The sequence below is a fragment of the Falsiroseomonas selenitidurans genome, from assembly GCF_012103215.1.
GTDB lineage: Bacteria > Pseudomonadota > Alphaproteobacteria > Acetobacterales > Acetobacteraceae > Falsiroseomonas > Falsiroseomonas selenitidurans.
Genome location: NZ_JAAVNE010000067.1, coordinates 1 through 21,987 on the forward strand (window position 1 = coordinate 1; position 21,987 = coordinate 21,987).

A 21,987-nucleotide genomic window follows, 5' to 3' on the forward strand; every position below is an offset into this window, starting at 1 on the left:
GGCGCGGGCGGCCTGCGCCGCTGCGGCTTCCGCCCGGCGTTGCGCCACCTCCCGCGCGGCGGCTTCCAGCAGCGCCTGGGCACGTTGCGCCTCGGCCTCCGCCACCCGCCGCGCCTCGGCCTCCGCGGCGGCCTGCCGCCGCGCGGCCTCCAGTTCCGGGCGCGGCGCGTCCGCTACCAGCGGCGCCTCCGGCACCACCACCACCACCATGTCCGGCCCGGCCATCTCGACGCCGCCGATCACCGCCCGCAGGGCGAATTGCCGTGTCCCGGGCCGCAGCGGGTCGGTCGGCAGGATCACCCATTCGCCGCGCGCATCGGCGCGGGCGCGGCCGATTTCCTGCCCATCCTCCAGCAGGATCACCTCCGCCCCCGCCGCGGCACGGCCGGCGACCACCACGCCGCCCCGTGCGCCCACACGCACCACGTCGAAGCGCGGCGGCTCGGGCGTGGCAGGGGGCGTGGCGCGGCCAGGGGCCAGGCTGGGCGCCGGGGCGGCGGCTGGTGGGGCAGGGCGTGGCGCCTCCGCCACCGGGCGTTGTTGTGGCTCCGCCACCGGGCGCTGTTGTGGCTCCGCCACATGGCGCGATGGTGGCTCCGCCACCAGGCGCTGTTGCGGCTCCGCCACTGGGCGCGATGGTGGCTCCGCCACCGGGCGCTGTTGTGGCTCCGCCACCGGCTCGTTCGGAACGAACCGGGTGGCGACGAATGTGGCAAGGCCGGCACCGACCACCACCACGATCAGAAGGGCGCGCCCGCTAGCCGTCATGACTGTGTAACTAGGACGTGATGACCTGGACACACAAGGGCTTAGGGCATCCCGAAAACAGGCACGATCGTCCAGCGCCCCTTAATGGGGCGCCGGAAGGCGCTTCAGTTGACCAGCGCGCCCGAAGCGCGGACCACGCCGCCCCATTTCATGCGCTCCGCGGCGATGAAGGCCCCGAATGCCTCGCCCAGGCGGGCGCCGGGCACCGCGCCGCTTTCGGCGAAGCGCCCGCGCAGCGCCGGGTTGGCCAGGGCCGCGCCGCAGGCCTGCCGCAGCTTCGCCAGCGCCGGCTCCGGTGTCCCGGCCGGGGCCACCAGACCGAACCAGGCCTCCGCCTCGAAGCCCGGCACGCCGGCTTCCGCCACCGTCGGCAACTCCGGCATCGCCGCGGCGCGGGCGCTGCCGGCCACCGCCAGGCCGCGCACGCTGCCGCCGCGCACCTGCGGCAGGGCGGCCGGCATGTTGTCGAACATCAGCTGGATCTGCCCGCCCACCAGGTCCGTCATCGCCGGCGCCGCGCCGCGATAGGGCACATGCACCATGTCCAGCCCCGCCATGGTCTTGAACAGCTCCCCGGCCAGATGGTTGGTGCTGCCATTGCCGGAGGAGCCGAAGGCGAGCTTCCCCGGCTCCCGCTTCGCCAGCGCCACCAGCTCCGCGACCGATTGCGCGGCCAGGCCCTTGGTCACCATCAGCACGATGGGCACGGAGGCCACCAGCGCCACCGGCGCGAAGTCGCGCGCCGGGGCGAAGGGCATGGTGCGGAACAGATGCTCGTTGATCGCCAGCGGCCCGGGCGGGCAGAGCAGCAGGGTGTGGCCGTCCGGCGCCGCCTTGGCCACGGAATCCGCGCCGACATTGCCGCCGGCGCCGGCGCGGTTTTCCACCACCACGGGCTGCCCCAGGCCCTCGCGCATCTGCTCGGCCAGCTGCCGCGCGATGATGTCGTTCGACCCGCCGGGCGGGAAGGGCACGATGATGCGGACCGGGCGGTCCGGGAAGCCCTGCGCCCGCGCGATGGCGGGCAGGGCCAGCGTGGCGGCGAAGGTGGCGGCCAGCGTGGCGCGACGGCGCAGCAGCATCCTGGTGTCTCCCCTGTGTTTTCTTGACCCCCGCTTATCGGCTGCGGCGCGGCGCGGCAACCTTGCACCTGCCGCGCCGCGCATCGATTTTGCTGATCGCCCGCGACACCAATTTCTCGTTTGCCCACCCTGCGCCCCGCCGCGAAGCTGCGTCCCGCAACCAGGGATACCCGCATGCAGCTTCCTTCGCGGGAGATCCGCGTCGCCGTGGATATCGGCGGCACCTTCACGGATCTCGAGATCTTCGATTCCGCGACGCAGGCGGTGCACCAGCATAAATCGCCGAGCACGCCCGCCGACCCCTCCATCGGCCTGCTGCGCGGGCTGCGCGATGCCGCCGCCCGCTTCGGCTTCGCGGTGGAGGAGGTGCGCCTGCTGCTGCACGGCACCACCATCGCCACCAATGCGGTGCTGGAGCGCAAGCTGCCGCGCGGCGCGGTGCTGACCACCGCGGGGTTCGAGGACCTGCTGCAGATCGGCCGGCACGGCCGCCGCGACATCTACGCGCTGACCGCGGACCCGCCGCCACCGCTGGTGCCGCGCAACCTCTGCCTGGGCGTGACGGAACGCCTGCGCGCCGATGGCAGCGTGGCGATCCCGCTGGACGAGGCCAGCCTGCGGGTGGCCGCTTCGCGGCTGCGGGAGGCCGGGGTGCAGGCGGTGGCCGTCTGCCTGCTGCACGCCTATGCCAACCCGGCGCATGAACGCCGCGTCGGCGCCCTGCTGGCCGAGCTGCTGCCCGGCGTCGCCGTCTCGCTTTCCGCCGACATCAGCCCGGAACTGCGGGAGTATGAACGCCTGTCCACCACGGTGCTGAACGCGCTGCTGGTGCCGATCGTCGCCGGCTACATGCGCCGCCTGGAAGCCAGCGCGGCGGCGGCGGCGCTCACCGCGCGCCTCTACCTGGTGCAGTCCAATGGCGGCGTGTCCGGCACCGCCAAGGCGGGGCGGGAACCGGCGCGGCTGCTGCTGTCCGGCCCCAGCGGCGGCGCGGCGGCGGCGCGGCGGCTTTCCGCCACGCTCGGCCTGCCGAACCTGGTGGCCATCGACATGGGCGGCACCTCCTTCGACGTCTCCGTGGTGCATGGCGGGCAGATCGCCATGGTGACGGAGGGCGAGGTGGATGGCCTGCCGGTGCGGCTGCCGATGGTGGAAATGCGCACCATCGGCGCCGGCGGCGGCTCCATCGCCTGGGTCGATGCCGGCGGGCGGCTGCGCATCGGCCCGCACAGCGCCGGCGCCGACCCCGGCCCGGCCTGCTATGGCCGCGGCGGCACGGCGCTGACGGTGACGGACGCGAACCTGCTGCTCGGCCGGCTGGATGCGGCGAATTTCCTGGGCGGCGCCATGCGGCTGGATTTGGCGGCGGCAGCGGCGGCGGCGGCGCGGCTGGCCGCCCCGCTGGGGCTCGGCGCGGAGGCCGCGGCGGAAGGCGTCATCGCCATCACCAACGCCACGCTGGCGGGCGCCATCCGGCTCAGCCTGTTCGAGAAGGGGCTGGATCCGGCGGATTTCGCGCTGCTGTCCTTCGGCGGCGCCGGCGGCGTGCATGCCTGCGAGGTGGCGGCCGAACTCGGCATCGGCCGCGTGGTGTTCCCGCCGCATGCCAGCACGCTGTCGGCCTGGGGCATCCTGTGGTCCGACATCACCCACGACCTGTCCGCCACGCAGATCATGGCGCTGGCGGATGCCGGGCCCGCCCTGGCCGAAGCCGCCGCGCGGCTGGCGGCGGAGGCCGCGGCGCTGCTGGACGAGGACGGCGTGGCGCCGGCGCAGCGCCGCCTGGAATGGTCCGCCGATTGCCGCTACGCCGGCCAGGCCTTCGAACTCTCCGTGCCCCTGGCCGCGGCGGATTTTTCCGCCATCGGCCTCGCCACGGTCGCAGAGGGCTTCCACGCCCTGCACCGGCAGCGCTTCGCGCATGACGATCGCGGCGTGCCGGTGGAGATCGTCAGCCTGCGCCTGACCGCGCGCGGCCTGCTGCCGCGTCCCGAAGGCGAGGCGGTGGAACCCGCCGCCGCGCCGGCCGCGGCGGGCAGCCGCGCGCTGCTGATCGAGGGCACCATGCGGCCCGCCGCGATCCTGTCCCGCGGCGCGGTGCCCGCCGCGCCGGCGCTGCCGGGGCCTGCCGTGATCGAGGAAGCCTATACCTCCACCTACATCCCGCCCGGCTGGGCGGTGGCGGCGCACCCCTCCGGCGCGCTGATCGCGGAGCCCATCCGATGAACCAGGCCATGACGCGCATCGACCCCGTCCGCCAGGAAGTCATCCGCAACGCGCTGGTCACGGCGGCGGAGGAGATGAGCCTGACCATCTGGCGCACCGCACGCTCCACCGTGGTGCGGGAGATCCTGGACTATTCCACCGCCGTCTTCGACGCCAACGGGCACAATGTCGCGCAATCCGCGCGCATCCCGGTGCACCTGAACTCGATGTCGGACTGCCTGCGCCACATCCTGGACCACGCCATCCCCCTGGCGGATTGGCAGGATGGCGACGTGATCGTCACCAACGATCCCTACAGCGGCGGCCAGCACCTGCACGACATCCAGACCTTCCGCGCCGTCTTCCTGGACGGGGAGCGCATCGGCATCGTCGGCACGCTCTGCCACCATGTGGATATCGGCGGCGGCGCGGCCGGCAGCTACCTGGCGACGGCGGTGGAGGTGTTCCAGGAAGGCATCCGCATCCCGCCGCTGTTCCTGGCCCGCGGCGGCGTGCTGAACGACGGCGTCTTCGAGATGCTGCTGCACAATGTCCGCCAGCCGGACGAAACCCGCGGCGACCTGAAGGCGCAGATCGCGGCGCTGGGCATCGGGGAGGCCGCGGTCGCCCGCATCGCCCGCAAGTACGGCGCCGGAAACCTCGCCGCCGCCATGGCGCAGATCCAGGATTCCTCGGAACGCATGGTGCGCGCTGCCCTGGCCGCCCTGCCGGATGGCGAAAGCCGCTTCGAGGAGCTGGTGGATGATGATGGGCAATCCGACGAGCCCATCCGCCTGGCCGTGACGGTCATCAAGCAGGGGGAGGGCATCACGCTGGACTTCAGCGGGTCCAGCCCCCAGGTGCGCGGGCCGGTGAACAACACCCGGGCGATGACGGCCTCCGCCGCCTATTACGCGCTGCTGGCGGCGCTCGGCGGCGACATCCCGGCCAATTCCGGCTGCTACCGCGCCGTCACGCTGCGCCTGCCGCCCGGCAGCGTGGTGGATGCGCGCTTCCCCGCGCCCGTCGCCAGCCGCATGGTGGTGAACCACCGCATCGCCATCGCCGTCTTCGGCGCCCTGGCCAGGCTGATGCCGGACCGCATCCCGGCCGCCTACTATGCCATCTCCTACGTCTATGCGCTGTCCACCTTCCGCCCCGATGGCCGGCGCCAGGTGTATTTCGACATCGAGGTGGGCGGCTGGGGCGGCCATGCGCGGGGCGACGGCGCCAGCGCCCTGTCCTGCGGCCTGCACAACAACACCAACGCGCCCATCGAGATGGTGGAGGCGCGCTACCCCGTCACCTTCCTGCGCTACGCCCTGCTGCCCGATTCTGGCGGCGCCGGCACCCACCGCGGCGGGCTGGGCCTGGTGCGGGAATGGCGGCTGGAGGCCGCCGAAGGCACCCTGTCCACCAGCTTCGAACGCTTCCGCATCCCGCCCCATGGGCTGGAGGGCGGCCGGCCCGGATCGCTCAGCCGCACCACGCTGCGCCGCGCCGATGGCAGCACGGAAGCCCTGCGCTCCAAGGTCTCCGGCCTGCCGCTGCGACAGGGCGACGTCGTCACCATCGAGACCTCGGGCGGCGGCGGCCATGGCGACCCCGCCGCCCGCGACCCCGCCGCGCTGCGCCGCGATCTGGAACTCGGCTTCGTGACAGCGGCCGCCGCCGCGCGCGACTATGGCACGCCGCCGAAGGAGAACGAGGCATGAGCCACCCCACCCCCGCCGATGGCATCGCCCTGACCCTCGCGGAGGTCGAGGACCTCACAAGCCGGGCGCTTTCCGCCAGCGGCGTCTCTCCGGCCAATCTCGGCCCGCTGGTCGCCTCCGTCGTCGCGGCGGAAGCCGATGGCATCCACAGCCACGGCCTGGCCCGGCTGCCGACCTATTGCGAGCACGCCCGCTGCGGCAAGATCGACGGCGCCGCCACCCCCACCCTGGACCAGCCGCGCCCCGGCCTGGTGCGGGTGGATGCGCGGGACGGCTTCGCCCACCCCGCCATCGAGCTCGGCCTGCCGGCGCTGATCGCCGCCGCCAAGGCCCAGGGCATCGCCGCGCTCGCCGTCACCAACTCCTATAATTGCGGCGTCGTCGGCCACCATGTGGAGCGCATCGCCGAAGCCGGGCTGCTGGCGCTGGGCTTCGTCAACGCCCCCGCCTCCATGGCCCCCTTCGGCGGCAACACGCCGGTCTTCGGCACCAACCCCATCGCCTTCGCCGTGCCGCGCGCCGACGCCCCGCCCCTGGTGCTGGACCAGTCCGCCAGCGTCGTCGCCAAATCCGAACTCATCGTCCACCAGCAGCGCGGCCAACCCATCCCGGAAGGCTGGGCGCTGGACAAGGACGGCAACCCCACCACGGACCCGGCCACCGGCCTCGCCGGCAGCATGGTGCCCTCCGGCGGCTACAAGGGCGCCGGCCAGGCGCTGATCGTCGAACTCATGGCCGCCTGGCTGACCGGCGCGAACCTCTCCCTCGACGCCTCCTCCTTCGCCGACAACAAGGGCGGATCACCCCGCACCGGCCAGTGCTTCCTGGCGCTCGACCCCGGCCCCCTCGCCGGCGCCGACGCCACCACGCGCCTGACCCGCCTGGTGGAGGCCATCACCAGCCAACCCAACGCCCGCCTGCCCGGCACCCGCCGCCTCGCCGCCCGCAACCGCACCCACGACCACGGCATCACCATCCCCGCCACGCTGCACGCCAGGCTGCAAGCCTATGCCGAGGCTGCAGGCGGGTAGGAACGGGGAAGGGGGCGCCCGGCTGTTCGCAGGAGGGGCTCCGCCCCTCCCGCACCCACCCCGCCAAAGGGCGGCGGCCCTTTGGAAACCCATGAGAGTTGAGCAGGCGAGGAGAGGGGGCCAGCGGTCCCGCTGAAGCGGCGGTCGCTTCAGCTCCCTTTCCGTGCCTGCGCAAAGGTCCTCGCGGTCCCGGGGGCCGGGCCCCCTGGTGGGGGGGCAGGGGGGCGAAGCCCGCCCTGCAAATCACCCCGCGTCCCCTTCCTCGTCCCGTCCCCTCCGCCCGAAGGCTTCGGCTTCGGCCTGGGCCATGCTGGCGACGGTGGTGGCAATGGTGTTGCGGGGTTGCGTTGTGTAGGCGGCGTGGACGTCGATGGGGGGTGGCGGGGGTGTCACGGCCAGGCGGCGCAGGCGGCCGGCGGTGATGGCGCCTTGGGCGGCGGCGTCGGGCAGCATGGTCACGCCCAGGCTGTCCTCGGCCAGGATCATCATGGTGGCGATGGAGTTGAAGTTGGACAGGGCGGTGGCTTTCACCCCGGCATCCGCGAAGTGGCGCAGAATGTCCTGGTGGGGTTTGGAGCCGCGGGAGAAGGCGAGGATCGGCCAGGCGGCCAGGCTGGCGATGGGCAGGGGTTCGGCGGGCAGGTCCATGTCGGGGGCGGCGTACCAGGAGCAGGGGAGGCTGCCGAGGAAGCGGCTTTCCACCTGCGGGGCGATGACCGGGCCCATCATGATGGCGAGGTCGAGTTCGCTGCGGTGGAATTGCCCGGCGATGGTCAGGCTGGTGTCCACGGTCAGGTCGAGTTCGACGCAGGGATAGGTCTGCTGGATGCGCCGGATCAGCCGGGGCAGCCAGCTATGCACCACGGAGTCGATGGCCCCCATGGCCAGGCGACCGCGGAGTGCGTCCTTGCTGCTGATGGCGCCCTGGAATTCCTGCGTCAGCCGGACGATGTCCTCGGCGCGGGACAGGGCGGCGCGGCCTTCGGGGGTGAGGCGGACGGAGCGCAGGTCGCGGTCGAACAGGCGCACGCCAAGCTCGCGTTCCAGGGCGGCGATGCGGTTGGAGACGGCGGCCTGGGTGGTGTGCAGCCGGTCCGCGGTGGCGCTGAAGCTGTTCAGCCGCGCCACCCAGATGAAGGTTTCGAGAAAGCGGAGGTTCATGCGGGGGCGGGTGTCCGGGATCGGCGCGGGCCATGCAAGGCCCGCGCCGCCTGGAAGACAAGGGACCTCGGGTTCGGGTGCCGCAATCGCCGGCTTGGCCGCGCGCCACTGGGCGCGGCGCGCTTTGGCTACCCGCCCTTGCCGCCGATCGCCTTGCGCAGCCCGATGGCGCGTTCCAGCACCACCACCAGCAGCAGGGTGAACAGCACCATGAGCACGGAGACCGCGGCCACCAGCGGGTCCGTGCGGGATTCGACGTAGCGGAACAGCGCCACCGGCAGGGTGTTCAGCTGCGGGCCGACGATGAACAGCGTGATCACCACCTCGTCGAAGGAGACCAGGAAGACGATGGCCGCCGCGGCCACCAGGCCGGGCGCCATCAGCGGCAGGGTGACGCGGAAGAAGACCGACAGCGGCGGCGCGCCGAGGCTGGCGGCCGCTTCCTCGACCGAGGCCGGCAGGGTGCCCAGCGCCGTGGTCAGCACCCGCAGCGCATAGGGCACGGTCAGCAGCAGGTGGGCCAGGATCAGCCCGGGCCAGGACCCGATCATGCCCTGGGTGACGAAGATGATCAGCAGCGCCAGGCCCAGCACGATGGTCGGCAGCAGCAGCGGCGCCGTCAGCAGCGCCATGATCGCGTCGCGCCCCGGGAAGCTGCCGCGGGACAGCGCCACGGCGGCGGGCAGGGCGATGGCGAGCGCCAGGGCGGTGACGATGCCGGCCAGGATCAGGCTGTTGCGCAGCGCCTCGCCCAGCGTCGGCTGGTCCAGCATCGCCACGTACCATTTGACGGACCAGCCGGAGGGCGGCCAGCCGATGAAGCTGTCGGCGGAGAAGGAGATGGGGAAGACCAGCAGCACCGGTCCCAGCAGGAACAGGAACAGCGCCACCACCAGCAGGTGGAAGAAGAAGCGCCCGGGGCCGGCGGAGATCATGCGATGGCCCTTTCCGCCGCCCGGGCGATGCGCCCGTAGACGAAGATCGCCAGCCCGAAGACGCCCAGCGCGATCACCGACAGCGCCGCGGCCAGCGGCCAGTTCAGGGTGACGATGGCCTGGTCGTAGATCTCGGTGGCCAGCAGCAGCACCCGCCCGCCCCCCAGCAGCTTCGGCGTGATGAAGGAGGAGATGGTCAGCACGAAGGTCAGCAGGCAGCCCAGCAGGATGCCGGGCAGGGTCAGCGGCAGGACGATGCGGCGGAACACCGTGAAGGGCGGCGCGCCCAGGCTGGCGGCCGCTTCCTCCAGCGTGTGGTTCAGCCGGCCGAAGCCGGCCAGCAGGCACAGGATCATGTAGGGCATCAGGATCTCGACCAGGCCGATGACCACGCCCGTCATGTTGAACACCAGCCGCCCCGGCTCGATGCCGATGCCGCGCAGGATGGCGGGGGCGAAGCCGCGGTCGCCCAGGATCACCAGCCAGCCATAGGTCCGCACCACGGCGGAGATCAGCAGCGGGGAGATGCAGGCCACCACCAGGATGCTGCGCCAGCGCGGATCGCTGCGATGGACGAAGAAGGCCAGCGGATAGGCCGCCAGAAGCGCCAGCAGCGTGATGGACAGGGACATCACGATGGAGCGCAGCAGGATTTCCCGGAAGAACTCGTCCGCGGCCAGCTCCTGCCAGGTGGCCAGGGTGAATTCGGTGCCGAGCCCGCCGCCCGGCAGGCCTTCACGGAAGGACAGGCCGGCCAGGTTCAGGATCGGCCACAGGAAGACCAGCAGGTTCACCGCCACCGCCGGCAGCACCAGCAGCGGCAACAGGCCGCTCCGCCCGCTCATGCCGGGACCCGGGCCGGGAACACCAGCGTGTCCTCCGCCCGCCAGGCCAGCTGCACGGCATCCCCCGGCGCCGGGCCGGGGGCACCCGCGAAGCTGTGCTGCTCCACCAGCAGCGTGGCGGGGCCGACCGTGACCTCGATGGACAGCAGGTCGCCCACGAAGGTGCGGCGGGTGACGGTGCCGGTGGCGCTGTTCCAGCCCGGCCCTTCCAGCGCGCCGTCGCCCAGGCGGATGCGGTGCGGGCGGATCATCAGCGTGACCGGGCCGGGCCCGGCCGTGCCGCTGCCCTGCACCAGCAGCTCGCCCAGCCGCAGCCTTCCATCGGCGAGGCGTTCCGCCGGCGCGCGGTTCACCCGGCCGACGAAGCCGGCGACGAATTCATTGGCCGGCCGCTCATAGATCTCGAAGGGCGTGCCGAGCTGTTCCAGCACGCCGAGGCGCATGACGGCGATCCGGTCGCAGATCGCCAGCGCCTCCGACTGGTCATGCGTGACGAAGACGGCGGTGATGCCGAGCCGCTGCTGGATGTCGCGGATCTCGTTGCGCATCTCCTCCCGCAGATTGGCGTCGAGGTTGGACAGCGGCTCGTCCAGCAGCAGGATGCTGGGCTCGATCACCAGGGCGCGGGCCAGCGCCACGCGCTGCTGCTGGCCGCCGGACAGCTCGCGCGGCTTGCGCCTGGCGAAGGCCTCCAGCCGCACCATCGCCAGCGCGCGGGTGACGCGGGCGGCGCGTTCGGCGGCCGGGATCTTCCGCATCTCCAGCCCGAAGGACAGGTTCTGCGCCACGTCCATGTGCGGGAACAGCGCGTAGTTCTGGAACACGATGCCCATGTCGCGCTGGTGTGGCGGCAGCGCCGTGACGTCCCGCCCGGCGACGACGATGCGCCCGGCGCTGGCCGGCATCAGCCCGCCGATCATCCTGAGCGTGGTGGTCTTGCCGCAGCCGGAGGGGCCGAGCAGCCCGATCAGCTCCCCCTTCCCCACCGCCAATGTCAGGGCCTGCACCGCCCGGGTGGCGCCGAAGCGCTTTTCCAGGGCGTGCAGCTCAAGATGCGGCGCCATCTCCGGCGCCGCCTTGTCCTCAGCCGGCATCAGGTCAGCCGCGCGTCAGGATGCGCCGGCGCCACTGCTCGTTCAGCCGGTTGCGGAACTTGGCCACCTCCAGCCAATCCACGGCCAGCATCTTCTCCATCCGCGCCGGGGAGGCCGCGGTGGCGGAGAGCGCGGCGGCGGAGACCGGCGCCTTGGTGTTCACGGGCGCGTAGAACATGCGCTCCGCGAAGGCGGCCTGCGCCTCGGGCGAGAGGGCGTAGGCGATATACGCCTTGGCCGCGTCCGACTGGCGGGAGCCCTTGACCAGGCCCAGCGTGTTGATCTGGAACAGCGAGCCTTCCTCCGGCAGCGCCGCGGCCAGCTTGCCGCCGGACTGGCGGCTGTAGAGCTGCCCGCGGGCGTTCCAGCCGACGGCCAGCTGCGCCGTGCCGTTGGTGACGAAGGTGTAGGCGTCCGGCTTCGGGTCCCAGGACAGGACATGCGGGGACAGGTCGGACATCGCCTGCACGCCGCGGGCGAAATCCTTGTAGTCCGTGCCGCCGAACAGCCGGTTGGCGACCAGCGTCATGCCGATGCCGACGATGTCGGGCGCCGCCGCCATGGCGATCTTGCCGCTGTATTTCGGGTCCCACAGCACGCGCCAGGAGGTGGGCGCGGGCCGCACATTCTCCGGCGAATACAGCAGGGACAGGCTGTCGAAGGTGACGCCGACGGAATTCACGCCTTCCGCGAAGGCGCTGGGGGCGAGATCCGCCAGCACCGGGAATTCGGCGCGGGTGATCGGGTCCAGCAGCCCCTCATCCGTCGCGGCCTTGCCGATGGTGATGTCGAACATCGCCACGTCGATCTGCGGCGCGGCCTTCTGGGCGCGCAGCGTGCCGAGCGTCTGGGCCGAGTTCGGCATGCCGAAATAGGTGACCTTGATGTTCGGATTGGCGCGGCGGAACGGCTCCACCACCACCGCGTCGTAGTTCTCCTGGAAGATGCCGCTATAGGCCGCCAGCGTGATGCTGCGTTCCTGCGCCGCCGCCGGGCGGATGAAGGGCGAGGCCAGCAGCCCGCCAAGGGCCGCCTGGCCGAGGGTCCTGCGCGCGATCGTCATTATTTTCTCTCCTTGCCTCACCCTGTCTGGGCCCGCCTGTGGCGGGCCTTCGCATCCCGGGGCGCATTCTGGCCCGAGCCAACCCGCCTCGCCAACCACGCAACCAGGCCGCCGGGCGGGACGGCCTGGCGTTGCGGCGGCAGCGAGGCTGGCAGAGGGTCAGCCTCCGCCAGCCTCGCTGCCGGTTCAAACAGAAAATCCATGTCGGGTTGGACAAGTTTTGCTTGTCGGGCGGCGCATCATGGCAGGGCCTGCCCCGATCCGGGCACCCGGCACGAAAAAAGGGCCGGACCCTGCCGGGTCCGGCCCCCTTCACATCGCAGACCGCCTGGATCAGGCCGTGGTGACGGACGCCGCTTCCGGGCCCTTCTTGCCCTGCACCACGCGGAGCGTCACGGCCTGGCCCTCGGTCAGCGGGCGCAGCCCGCTGCGCTCCAGCGCCGTGGCATGGACGAAGACATCCTTGCCGCCATCGCTCGGCGTCACGAAGCCGAAGCCCTTCTCGGCGCTGTACCACTTCACGGTGCCCTGCACCTCCTCGCCCGAACCGGGCGGGGGCGGGGCGCGGAAGGAGCCGCCGCCACCGGGACCACCGGCGCGCGGGCCGCCACCCATGGCGCCACGCGGCGGCGAGGGCGGCACTTCGCCGACCGGCCCGACCTCGAGCACCTCGGTCACCTGCGGGCCACGCTCACCCTGGCCGACGCGGACGCGCAGCTTGGTGCCGGGCGCCACCGTGTCGGCGCCGGCGCGCTGCAGCACGCTGATGTGCAGGAAGGCATCGCCGCCACCGCCATCCACCGCGACGAAGCCGAAGCCGCGCTCCGGGTCGAAGCGCTTCACCACCGCCGCCACATCCGGGCCGGAGGCGACAGGCGCGGAGGAGGCCCGCCTGGGCGCCGCCGAGGGCGCGAAACTCGGCATGGGCGGCGCGGCCCAACCGCCTTCCTGCGGCATGTCATCGTCGAAACCCCGCTTGCTGCGGGCTTTGCGGTCTCGCCGCCAGTCGTGCGTGTTGGTCATCTCTGGACTCGCCTGTTCGACCTGAAACGCGCCAAACCCCGCCGTCTCGTGAATTCGAGCCCGGGAAGGTGGCATGGCGCGTCGCGGCCTCGCCAGCAGTATAGGTCACGAACGCCGCGCTTCAACGTGAGAAGCGCAACGAAGCGCGGAAACCTGTCGAACCCGCGCGGCCGTGACAGGCTGGCACCGGTCTTGCTTCCAGCCGGGCGAACCTTCGGAGGATTCGCATGACCCTGGCCCGCCGCACCCTGCTCGGCGCCACCGCCGGATTGCTCGCCGCCCCCGCCCTGGCGCAGGCGCCGGAACGCATCCGCTTCGTGCTGAACTTCCGCCCCGATGGCGGCACCGCCGGCTACCTGCTGGCGCTGTCGCGCGGCCACTACCGCGACGCCGGGCTGGAGGTGACCATCGACGGCTCCTCCGGCTCCGGCGACGCCATCACCCGCGTCGCCTCCGGCAACTACCAGATGGGCAGCGGCGATATCGCCACCCTGATCGAATTCTACGCCCGCAACCCCACCGCCGCGCCGAAGGCGGTCATGCCGCTGCATGACAGCTCGCCCCAGGCGATCATGAGCCTGGCACGCTCGGCCATCGGCAAGCCCGCCGACCTGGCCGGCAAGACCATCGGCCAGGGCCCCTCCGACGGCGCCTCCCGCATGTTTCCCGCCTTCTGCCGGATCAACGGCATCGCCATGGACCGGATGCGCCTGCAACAGGTGACGCCGGCGCTGCGCGACCAGATGCTGCTGACCCGCCAGGTCGATGCCGTCACCGGCTTCGACTACACCGTCTTCTTCAACCTGAAGGCCAACGGCGTGAAGCCGGAGGACATCCGCAGCCTGCGCTACGCCGACCACGGCATGGACTTCCCCGGCAACGCCATGCTCGCCAGCCGCAGCTTCATCGCCGAAAAACCCGACGCCATCCGCCGCTTCCTCGCCGCCAGCACCCGCTGCTGGCACGAGGTGATGGCCAACCCCACCCAGGCCGCCCGCGAACTCAAGCAACTCTTTCCCCTGCTGGAAGAATCCATCGAAGCCGAACGCATCGCCTTCCTCCGCGACGGCCTGATGATCACCCCCCGCACCAAGGCCGACGGCCTCGGCACCCTTGCCGAATCCCGCCTGACCGAAACCATCGCCCTGGTGAAGGACGGCTTCGGCCTGGCCACCACACCGCCCAACCACGAAATCTTCGACGGCCGCTTCCTGCCCAGCACCGCCGAGCGACGCCTGCGGGTGTAGGGCAGGGGGTGCAGGGGGGCAGCGTCCCCCCGCAATCACCGCGCCCCGAGCCCTACTCCGCAGCCGTCTCCTGGCCGGTGGGGAAGCGGCGGCGGACTTCGTCGCGGCGTTCGAGCCACCAGGCGTAGGAGGGAGGCATGAGGGGGAGGGGGTTCTGGCCCAGGGTCTGGGCGGCGTGGGTGGGCCAGTTGGGGTTCCACATCAATTCGCGGGCCAGGGCGACGAGGTGGCAGGAGTCGGCCTGCAGGTAGGATTCCGCCTGGTGCGGGTCGGTGATGAGGCCGACGGCCATGGTGGGGATGCCGGTCTCCCGCAGGATCTCGGCGGCGAAGGGCACGTGGTAGCCGGGGGTGCGGGGCACCACGGCCAGGGTGAGCGGGCCTTCGATGCCGCCGGAAGAGCAGTCGATCAGGTCGATGCCGCGCGGTTTCAGGGCCTGGGCGAAGGCCAGCGTGTCTTCCATGTGCCAGCCGCCGCCGCGGCCGTCGACGCAGGACAGGCGGATCAGCAGGGGTTTGTCGGCCGGCCAGGCGGCGCGCACGGCCTCGACCAGTTCCAGGCCGAAGCGCATGCGGCCTTCGCGGTCGCCGCCGTAGGTGTCACTGCGCCGGTTGGTGATGGGCGAGAGGAATTGCTGGATGATGTAGCCGTGGGCGGCGTGGATCTCGAGGATGTCGAAGCCGGCGTCGTCGGCGCGGCGGGCGGCGTCGGCGTGGAGCTGGATGACGTGGCGGATGTCGTCGGCGTCCATTTCCTTCGGGATCATGGCGCCGGGCTTGAAGGGGATGGGGCTGGGGGCGAGGCCGGACCAGGGCGGGCGGCCGCGGGCGGCGTCTTCCTCGGTCAGTGGCGAAAAGCCGTCCCAGGGCGCGCGGGTGGCGACCTTGCGGCCGGCGTGGCCGATCTGCATGGCGCTGGCGCTGCCATTGGCGCGCAGGAAATCCGTGATGCGGCGCCAGGCGCGGGCCTGTTCGTCGGTGTAGATCCCGGGGCAGTCATAGGTCTTGCGGGAGCGTTCGGAGACGCTGGTCTCCTCGCAGAATACCAGCCCGGCGCCGCCGAGGGCGAATTTGCCGAGATGCACCAGGTGCCAGTCGCCGGGGATGCCGCCGGGGTCGGAGCGGTATTGCGACATGGGCGAGACGACGATGCGATTGCGCAGGGTTACGCCACGCAATGCATAGGGGGTGAGCAGAAGGGGCGTGGGCGCGTCGGTCATGCGGGGCTCCGGCCGGGCGGCAAGGGCAGCCCGGGGCGACAGATGATGCAAGATGGTGGCCAGGACGGGAGCCATTGTCCGTCGAGGCACGGGACCTGCGCCCGGATGGGCGGCGTGCCTCGTGGTGCGTGGCCAGGCCCGCGGGTGCGGGCGAGGGCCATCAATAGCCGCGGGCGGGGTCCACCACCTGGTGCAGGGGCTCGCCGGCCTGGAAGCGGGCGAGGTTGGCGAAGAAGGCGTCCAGGCAGCGCGGCGCGTAGGCGTCCGGGTCGTACAGGCCGCAATGCGGGGTGATGACCAGGTTCGGCGTGTCCCAGAGGGGGCTTTCCGGCGGCAGCGGTTCCTGCGGCAGCGCGTCCAGCACCGCCCCGGCCAGGCGGCCGTCGCGCAGGCGTTCGGCCAGCGCGTCCGCGTCCAGGATCTCGCCGCGGCCGAGATTGACCACGCCGGCGTGGCGCGGCAGGGCGTCCAGCACCGTGGCGCCGACCAGCCCATCGGTTGCCGGTGTCAGCGGCAGGGTGATGAGGAGGAAGTCGGTCTCCGGCAGATGCGCGCGGAAGCCCTCGCCCCGGGTCATCACCGCCACATCCGGGTGCGGCCGGCCGGAATGGCTGTTGCCGATGAGGCGCATCCCCTGGCCGGCCAGGGCGCGGGCCGCGGCGCCGCCCAGCGCGCCCATGCCGAGGATCAGCGCGGTCTTGCCTGCCACCGTGCCGGCCGGCTGTGGCGCCCAGCGATGGGCACGCTGGGCGGTGGCGAAATGCGGCATCCGGTTGTTCAGCATCAGCACGGACAGCAGCGCGAATTCCGCCGCCTTCGGGATGTGGGTGCCGCTGGCGTTGGTCAGTGTGACGGAGGCCGGCAGGCCGGCCCTCAGCAGCCATTCCACGCCGGCGCTGGTGTAGCTGATCCAGCGCAGATGCGGCGCGCGGCGCGGCAGGTCCTGCAGCGGCGCGGCACCCACCAGCAGCAGCGCCTCCGCCGTGGCCAGGCCTTCCTCCAGCGCCTCGGGCGTCTGCCCGAAGCGCATCGTCACCTGCCCCGGCAGGCCGCCCCGGATCCGCGCCTCGGTGAAGGCTTCGGCCAGGGCGGAGGCGGGGTTCACCTGCACATGCAGGCGCGTCGGCTGCATCTATTCGAGCCGGATGTTGTTGGCGCGGATGATGCGGCCGTAGCTTTCGGTCTGCTGGGTCAGGATGCGGCGGAAGGCGGCGGCGCCCTCGGCGCGGACCTCGCCGCCCAGTTCGTTGATGCGGCGGACGATGTTCGGCTCCGTCAGCACCTGAGCGATCTCCTGCTCCAGCCGCGCGATCATGGCGGGCGGCGTGTTGCCCTGGGCGAGCACGCCCTGCCAGGTGCCGGCCTGCGGTTCCGGCCAGCCGAGTTCCTGGAAGGTCGGCAGGTTCGGCACCGCGGCCAGGCGCTTCGTGCCGGTCACGGCGATGCCGCGCATCTGGTTGTTCACCACGAAGTTCTGCGACTGGGTGGCGCCGGCCATGGTGAGATTGGCCTCGTTCGTCACCAGCGCGGTCAGCGCCGGGGCGCCACCGCGATAGGGCACATGCGTCACTTCCCCGCCCCAGGCATTGGCCAGCGAGGCGGCGACCAGGTGGGTCAGCGTGCCGGTGCCGGAATTGGCGGCGTTCAGCTTGCCCGGATTGGCCTTGGCGTAGGCTGCCAGTTCCGCCGCGTTCTGCACCGGCAACTGGTTGTTCACCGCCAGGATGTAGGGCGCGTAGATCACCATCTGCACCGGCGCCAGGTCGCGCAGGCTGTCGAAGGGCAGGCGCGGGAACAGATGCGGGTTGGTGGCGAGGACGGAGATGTCCAGCAGCACCAGGGCATGGCCGTCCGGCCGGCTTTTCGCCACCAGGTCGGCGCCGATGTTGCCGCCGGCGCCGGCGCGGTTTTCCACCACGACGGATTGCCCGATGCGCTGGCTGAGCGAGGGCGCGACCAGCCGGGCCAGGATGTCGCTGGTGCCGCCCGGGTTGAAGGGCACGATCAGGCGGACGGGCTGGGTGAACGTCTGCGCCCGCAGGAGGCTGGGCGTGGCGAGCAGCGGCAGCGCGGCCGAGGCTTGCAGGAATGCGCGGCGGTTCATGGCCTGGTTTCTCTCCCCTGCAGGCCTCTGCGGGCACTGCGTGGCGCATCTTCGCGCCCGGGCCGGGTGGGCCACAAGTCCGCCGGCAGGCGGCGGGGTGCGGTGTGTTCAGCGAAAATCGCGGCTGGCCGGCAGGCGGGTGCGTTTCGGTGCGCGGGCGCCGGGGTCCGGGCGGCGCACCTCGTCCGCCCGGCCCAGCGCGCGTTCCGCCCAGGCCGATCCGGCCTCGGGTCCCGCCTCCACCTGCGGCAGCGCCTCCAGCAGCGCGGACCAGTCCAGCAGCCGGCGGGCGATCACGTGCAGGATCGGCACTTCCGCGTGCTGGTCCTCGCGTTCCAGCACCCCTTCCACCAGCAGCAGGCGGCCGGCGACCAGGGCGGCGCGGTCGCGGGTGGCGATGTCCTGGAACACCACGATGTTGGCCTGGCCGGCCTCATCCTCGATGGTCAGGAACACCACACCCTTGGCCGAGCCCGGCCGCTGGCGCATCAGCACCAGGCCGGGCAGGCGCAGCCGGGTGCCGGCCCGCGCGCTGGCCAGGCGCTGCGTGTCGTCGCAGCCGCGCGCGGCCAGCGCCGGGCGCAGCAGGGCCAGCGGGTGGCGGCGCAGCGTCAGCCCGGTGGCGAGGTAATCGCCCACCACCGCCTCCCCTTCCGTCTGCGGCGGCAGGCGGGGCGCGGGCTCGGCCAGCAGCGGCGCCTCATCCGTCAGCGCGGCGGCGACGGAGTCCTGCGCGATGGCGAACAGCGGCAGGTCGCGCGGGCCCGAGGGCACGCCGCGCGCCGCCCAGGCGGCCTCGCGCCGCGCCGGGCCGGGGGCGCCGGCCTGGGCGCCGGCCTGGGCGCCGGCCTGGGCGAAAGCGTTGGCGGCGGCCAGCGCTTCCAGCGCCCGCTTGCCGGCGCCGCTGCGCCAGGCGAGATCCTCCACCGAGGTGAAGGGCGCGCCGTTGCGGGCTTCCCGCGCCGCGACGATCGCCTGCGCCTCCGTCTTCTCCAGGCTGGTCACCAGCCGCAGGCCGAGGCGCAGCGCCAGCCGCCCCGGCCCCTCCGGCGCGGCCTCCAGCGTGCAGTCCCAGTCGCTGGCGTTCACGTCCACGGGGCGGATCGCCACGCCATGCTCGCGCGCATCGCGGACGATCTGCGCCGGGGCGTAGAAGCCCATCGGCTGGCTGTTCAGCAGCGCGCAGGCGAAGACCGCCGGGTGGTGGCATTTGATCCAGGAGGACGCATAGACCAGGTGCGCGAAGCTGGCGGCGTGGCTTTCGGGAAAGCCGTAGCTGCCGAAGCCCTCGATCTGGCTGAAGACACGCTCCGCGAAGTCCTGCCGGTAGCCGCGGCGGACCATGCCCTGCACCAGCTTGTCGCGGTACTGCGCCACGCCGCCGGTCATCTTGAAGGTGGCCATGGAGCGCCGCAGCAGGTCGGCCTCATCCGCCGTGAAGCCGGCGGCGACGATGGCGAGCTTCATCGCCTGTTCCTGGAACAGCGGCACGCCCAGCGTCTTCTCCAGCACTTTCCTCAGTTCATCCTGCGGATGCTCCGGGCCGGGGGAGGGGTATTCGGGCTGCTCGATGCCCTGCCGGCGGCGGAGATAGGGGTGCACCATGTCGCCCTGGATCGGCCCCGGCCGCACGATCGCCACCTGCACCACCAGGTCGTAGAATTTCGCCGGCTTCAGCCGCGGCAGCATGTTCATCTGCGCCCGGCTTTCCACCTGGAAGACGCCCACCGAATCGGCGCGGCGCAGCATGGCGTAGGTCTCCGGGCAGTCCTTCGGCAGCGAGGCCAGCGTGTGGTCCAGCCGCCGGTGCCGGCGCAGCAGGTCGAAGGCGCGGCGGATGCAGGACAGCATGCCGAGGCCGAGCACATCCACCTTCAGGATGCCCAGCGCCTCGATGTCGTCCTTGTCCCATTCCAGCACGGTGCGGTTTTCCATCGCCGCATTGGTCACCACGGCAAGTTCCACCAGCGGGCCGCGGGTGATGACGAAGCCGCCGACATGGGTGGCGGCGTGGCGCGGCACGTCCTGCAATTCCTCCGCCAGTTCCAGCGTCATCGCCAGGCGCGGGTCGCTGGTGTCCAGCCCCTCGCTTTCCGCCAGCTGCGCCAGGCCGACCTCCCGCCCCGGGCCCCAGCTGGCCTTGGCGAGGCGGGCCGTCACATCCTCGGTCAGGCCCATGGCGCGGCCGACCTCGCGGATGGCGCTGCGGGCGCGGTAGCGGATGATGGTGGCGCAGATCGCGGCGCGGTGGCGGCCGTAGCGTTCGTACAGGTGCTGGATCACCTCCTCCCGCCGCTCATGCTCGAAATCGATGTCGATGTCGGGCGGCTCGCCGCGGCTGGCGGAGACGAAGCGTTCGAACAGCAGGTCGTGCTTGTCCGGATCCACGGCGGTGATGCCGAGCACGTAGCAGACGCTGGAATTGGCGGCGGAGCCGCGCCCCTGGCAGAGAATCCCCTGGCTGCGGGCGAAGCGCACGATCTCATGCACCGTCAGGAAATAGGGCGCGTAGCCGAGCCTGCCGATCAGCTCCAGCTCATGCGCGATGCGGTCGCGCAGATTGGCGGAGACGCCGTAGGGCAGGGCGGCCAGCGCCGCCGCCACGCGGGCTTCCAGCGTCTCCTGCGCCGTGCGGCCGGGCTCCATCACCTCCTCGGGATATTCGTAGCGCAGCTGGTCGAGCGAGAAGCCGGCGGTGGCGTCCAGCACGCGCAGCGTGTTGGCCAGCGCCTGCGGATGCCGCGCGAACAGCCGCGCCATCTCCGCCGGCGGCTTGATGTGGCGTTCGCCGTTCGGCTCCGCCGCATGGCCCAGCGCATCGACGGTGGTGCGCAGCCGGATGGCGGACAGCACATCGGCCAGGCGGCGGCGCCCCGGGTGGTGGTAGCGGATGTCGCCGGTCGCCAGCAGCGCCTGGCCCGCGATGTCCGCCAGCCCGTCCAGCCGCTGCTGGTCGGCGCCGCCATAGGGGCAGGCGGCGGCGAGCAGCAGCGGCAGGGCGAGCCGGTCGCGCAGCGCTGCCGCATCGGCCTGCCATTGCCGGCCATCGGGTTCCGCGGGCGGCACCGCGGCCAGCACGAATCCCTCGGCGGCGGCGAAGAGGTCTTCCCGCGCCAGCGCGCATTCGCCCTTCGGCGCGGCCATGCGACCGTGGGAGAGCAGCGTGGTCAGCCGGCCATAGCTGGCGCGGTCGGTGGGCCAGGCGAGCCAGGCGCTGCCATCGGCCAGCAGCAGCCGGCAGCCCACGGCGAAGCGCAGCCCTTCCTGCTTCGCCGCGACATGGCCGCGCACCACGCCGGCCAGGCTGTTGGTGTCGCACAGGCCGAGCCCGGCCAGCCCCAGCGCCGCCGCCCGCGCCGCCAGCTCCGCGGGGTGGGAGGCGCCGTCGAGGAAGGAGAAATGCGACCGCGCGGCCAGTTCGGCATAGCCGGTCACGGCTTCGGCTGCGCCGTCATGGCAGGTAGCCGTGCAGCCGCCAGCCGGAGGCCCCGCCGCGGCAGACCAGCAGCCGCGTGCCGCAGGGCAGTTCCACCCGGTAGCTGTCGCGGCGTTCCGCCGCCGGGTCCGCGCGCCACCATTCCGGCTCCAGCCGCAGCGGCCCTTCCGCCTGCCGCACGCGCCGGGCCATGCCGCACCAGCGCAGGCTGGCGGGCGGCGCATCCGGCAGCAGGGCCACCACCTCCAGCGGCTGCGGGCGGCGCAGGCGCAGCACGGGTGAATCGGGGCGCGACCAGCCGGGCGGCGGGGCGGGCGGCACCGCCTGCGGGTCCAGCGTGGTCAGGCTGCGTTCCGGCCAGTGGCTGGCGCGCGGCGCCACCCGCTGCACCCGCGTCCGCTGGCCCAGCCGGTCCAGCAATTCCGCCAGCGCCGTGCCGTCCCGCCGCGAAGCCAGGCCAGGGACGCCGAGCCCGGCCTGGGCGCCGGTGTCCATGCGGTCCGTCGCGCGGGCTTCCAGCGCCAGGCGCTCGAAGCCAAGGTCCGGTTCCAGCCTGCCGAGTCCCTCGGCGAACAGGCGCTTCAGATGCGCTGTGTCGCGGCTGGGCTGGCCGGTGCCGATCGCCACCTCCTGCACCGCGCCATCCACCCGCCAGGCGAGCAGCGCCAGCCGCCGCGCCCCCAGCCCGGCCAGGCGCAGCCGGGTGCACAGCCCGGCCAGCAACCGGTCCAGCGCCGCCTCGATGGCCGGGCGGGTGACCAGCGGCTCCAGCAGGTCCAGCGACTCGGTCAGTTCCGGCGGCGGCCGCAGCGGCTGGATGGCGTGCGGCCGGCGGCCGGCCACCGCATCCAGCCGGTCCAGCAGCGCCGTCCCGAAGCGGCGGGCGAGCGGACCGCGCGGCTGGTCCAGCAGATCCCCCACCCGGCGCAGGCCGAGCCGGGCCAGCGTCGCCACCTCCGCCGCCTCCAGCCGCAGCGCCGGGCCGAGCGGCAGCGGCGCGGCCAGCGCGGCCTCGATGCCGGACACCGCGATGGGCGCGTCGTGGCGGCTGCGGGCCAG

Annotated in this window: 16 protein-coding genes and 1 pseudogene; 4 read left to right on the forward strand and 13 right to left on the reverse strand. The window is 72.6% G+C overall.

Annotation, left to right across the window (positions count from 1 at the left end; translation table 11 throughout):
• Both HEQ75_RS24985 and HEQ75_RS24990 read right to left on the reverse strand, forming a co-directional pair.
• A pseudogene (locus HEQ75_RS24985) lies at window positions 1-768 on the reverse strand (hypothetical protein); the annotation flags it as partial.
• A gap of 104 nt (window positions 769-872) precedes the next feature.
• Window positions 873-1,850 carry a Bug family tripartite tricarboxylate transporter substrate binding protein gene (locus HEQ75_RS24990; RefSeq protein WP_168034854.1) on the reverse strand — a complete coding sequence of 326 codons (978 nt, stop codon included), beginning with the start codon at window positions 1,848-1,850 and terminating at the stop codon, window positions 873-875.
• A 174-nt stretch (window positions 1,851-2,024) separates the two neighbouring features.
• Between HEQ75_RS24990 and HEQ75_RS24995 the strand changes: the two genes are divergently transcribed.
• The 3 genes from HEQ75_RS24995 to HEQ75_RS25005 are packed head-to-tail and all read left to right on the forward strand — an operon-like array spanning window position 2,025 to window position 6,801.
• Window positions 2,025-4,076 carry a hydantoinase/oxoprolinase family protein gene (locus HEQ75_RS24995; protein ID WP_168034855.1) on the forward strand — a complete coding sequence of 684 codons (2,052 nt, stop codon included), beginning with the start codon at window positions 2,025-2,027 and terminating at the stop codon, window positions 4,074-4,076.
• Entirely contained in the window at window positions 4,073-5,770 is a 1,698-nt protein-coding gene (locus HEQ75_RS25000; RefSeq protein WP_168034856.1) for a hydantoinase B/oxoprolinase family protein, read from the forward strand. Before HEQ75_RS24995 ends, HEQ75_RS25000 begins: the two co-directional genes overlap by 4 nt.
• Window positions 5,767-6,801: an Ldh family oxidoreductase gene (locus HEQ75_RS25005; RefSeq protein WP_168034857.1), complete on the forward strand. Its 1,035-nt coding sequence runs from the start codon at window positions 5,767-5,769 to the stop codon at window positions 6,799-6,801. The genes HEQ75_RS25000 and HEQ75_RS25005 overlap by 4 nt, the downstream gene beginning before the upstream one ends.
• Window positions 6,802-7,044: 243 nt before the next feature.
• Here HEQ75_RS25005 and HEQ75_RS25010 read toward each other — a convergent pair whose 3' ends face one another.
• The 6 genes from HEQ75_RS25010 to HEQ75_RS29125 form a co-directional block, all read right to left on the reverse strand.
• Window positions 7,045-7,962, reverse strand: a complete 918-nt coding sequence (locus HEQ75_RS25010) for a LysR family transcriptional regulator (RefSeq protein ID WP_168034858.1) — start codon at window positions 7,960-7,962, stop codon at window positions 7,045-7,047.
• A gap of 128 nt (window positions 7,963-8,090) precedes the next feature.
• Window positions 8,091-8,897, reverse strand: a complete 807-nt coding sequence (locus HEQ75_RS25015; protein ID WP_168034859.1) for an ABC transporter permease — start codon at window positions 8,895-8,897, stop codon at window positions 8,091-8,093.
• Complete coding sequence (locus HEQ75_RS25020; RefSeq protein ID WP_168034860.1) at window positions 8,894-9,742, reverse strand: ABC transporter permease; 849 nt, start codon at window positions 9,740-9,742, stop codon at window positions 8,894-8,896. Before HEQ75_RS25020 ends, HEQ75_RS25015 begins: the two co-directional genes overlap by 4 nt.
• Window positions 9,739-10,836 (reverse strand): ABC transporter ATP-binding protein, encoded by a 1,098-nt coding sequence (locus tag HEQ75_RS25025; RefSeq protein WP_235962116.1) that lies wholly within the window; start codon window positions 10,834-10,836, stop codon window positions 9,739-9,741. Before HEQ75_RS25025 ends, HEQ75_RS25020 begins: the two co-directional genes overlap by 4 nt.
• Window positions 10,837-10,840: 4 nt before the next feature.
• Complete coding sequence (locus HEQ75_RS25030) at window positions 10,841-11,899, reverse strand: ABC transporter substrate-binding protein (RefSeq protein WP_168034861.1); 1,059 nt, start codon at window positions 11,897-11,899, stop codon at window positions 10,841-10,843.
• A 333-nt stretch (window positions 11,900-12,232) separates the two neighbouring features.
• A complete protein-coding gene (locus HEQ75_RS29125; RefSeq protein ID WP_328734914.1) occupies window positions 12,233-12,922 on the reverse strand; it encodes a cold-shock protein in 690 nt (229 codons plus the stop codon).
• 227 nt (window positions 12,923-13,149) lie between these two features.
• On the opposite strand from HEQ75_RS29125, the gene HEQ75_RS25040 reads away from it, so the two are divergent.
• Complete coding sequence (locus tag HEQ75_RS25040; RefSeq protein ID WP_168034862.1) at window positions 13,150-14,169, forward strand: ABC transporter substrate-binding protein; 1,020 nt, start codon at window positions 13,150-13,152, stop codon at window positions 14,167-14,169.
• Window positions 14,170-14,221: 52 nt separating this feature from the next.
• Here HEQ75_RS25040 and HEQ75_RS25045 read toward each other — a convergent pair whose 3' ends face one another.
• The 5 genes from HEQ75_RS25045 to HEQ75_RS28520 form a co-directional block, all read right to left on the reverse strand.
• Entirely contained in the window at window positions 14,222-15,388 is a 1,167-nt protein-coding gene (locus HEQ75_RS25045) for an NADH:flavin oxidoreductase/NADH oxidase (RefSeq protein ID WP_168034863.1), read from the reverse strand.
• Between the two features lie 160 nt (window positions 15,389-15,548).
• Entirely contained in the window at window positions 15,549-16,520 is a 972-nt protein-coding gene (locus HEQ75_RS25050; protein WP_168034864.1) for an NAD(P)-dependent oxidoreductase, read from the reverse strand.
• Entirely contained in the window at window positions 16,521-17,492 is a 972-nt protein-coding gene (locus HEQ75_RS25055) for a Bug family tripartite tricarboxylate transporter substrate binding protein (RefSeq protein WP_168034865.1), read from the reverse strand. It lies immediately after the preceding gene.
• 108 nt (window positions 17,493-17,600) lie between these two features.
• The gene (locus HEQ75_RS25060; protein ID WP_328734916.1) at window positions 17,601-20,927 is read right to left on the reverse strand and encodes an error-prone DNA polymerase; all 3,327 of its coding nucleotides are present in this window, start codon (window positions 20,925-20,927) and stop codon (window positions 17,601-17,603) included.
• A 16-nt stretch (window positions 20,928-20,943) separates the two neighbouring features.
• Window positions 20,944-21,987: DUF6504 family protein (locus HEQ75_RS28520; protein ID WP_456237398.1), on the reverse strand; the 1,044-nt coding region annotated here is incomplete at its 5' end.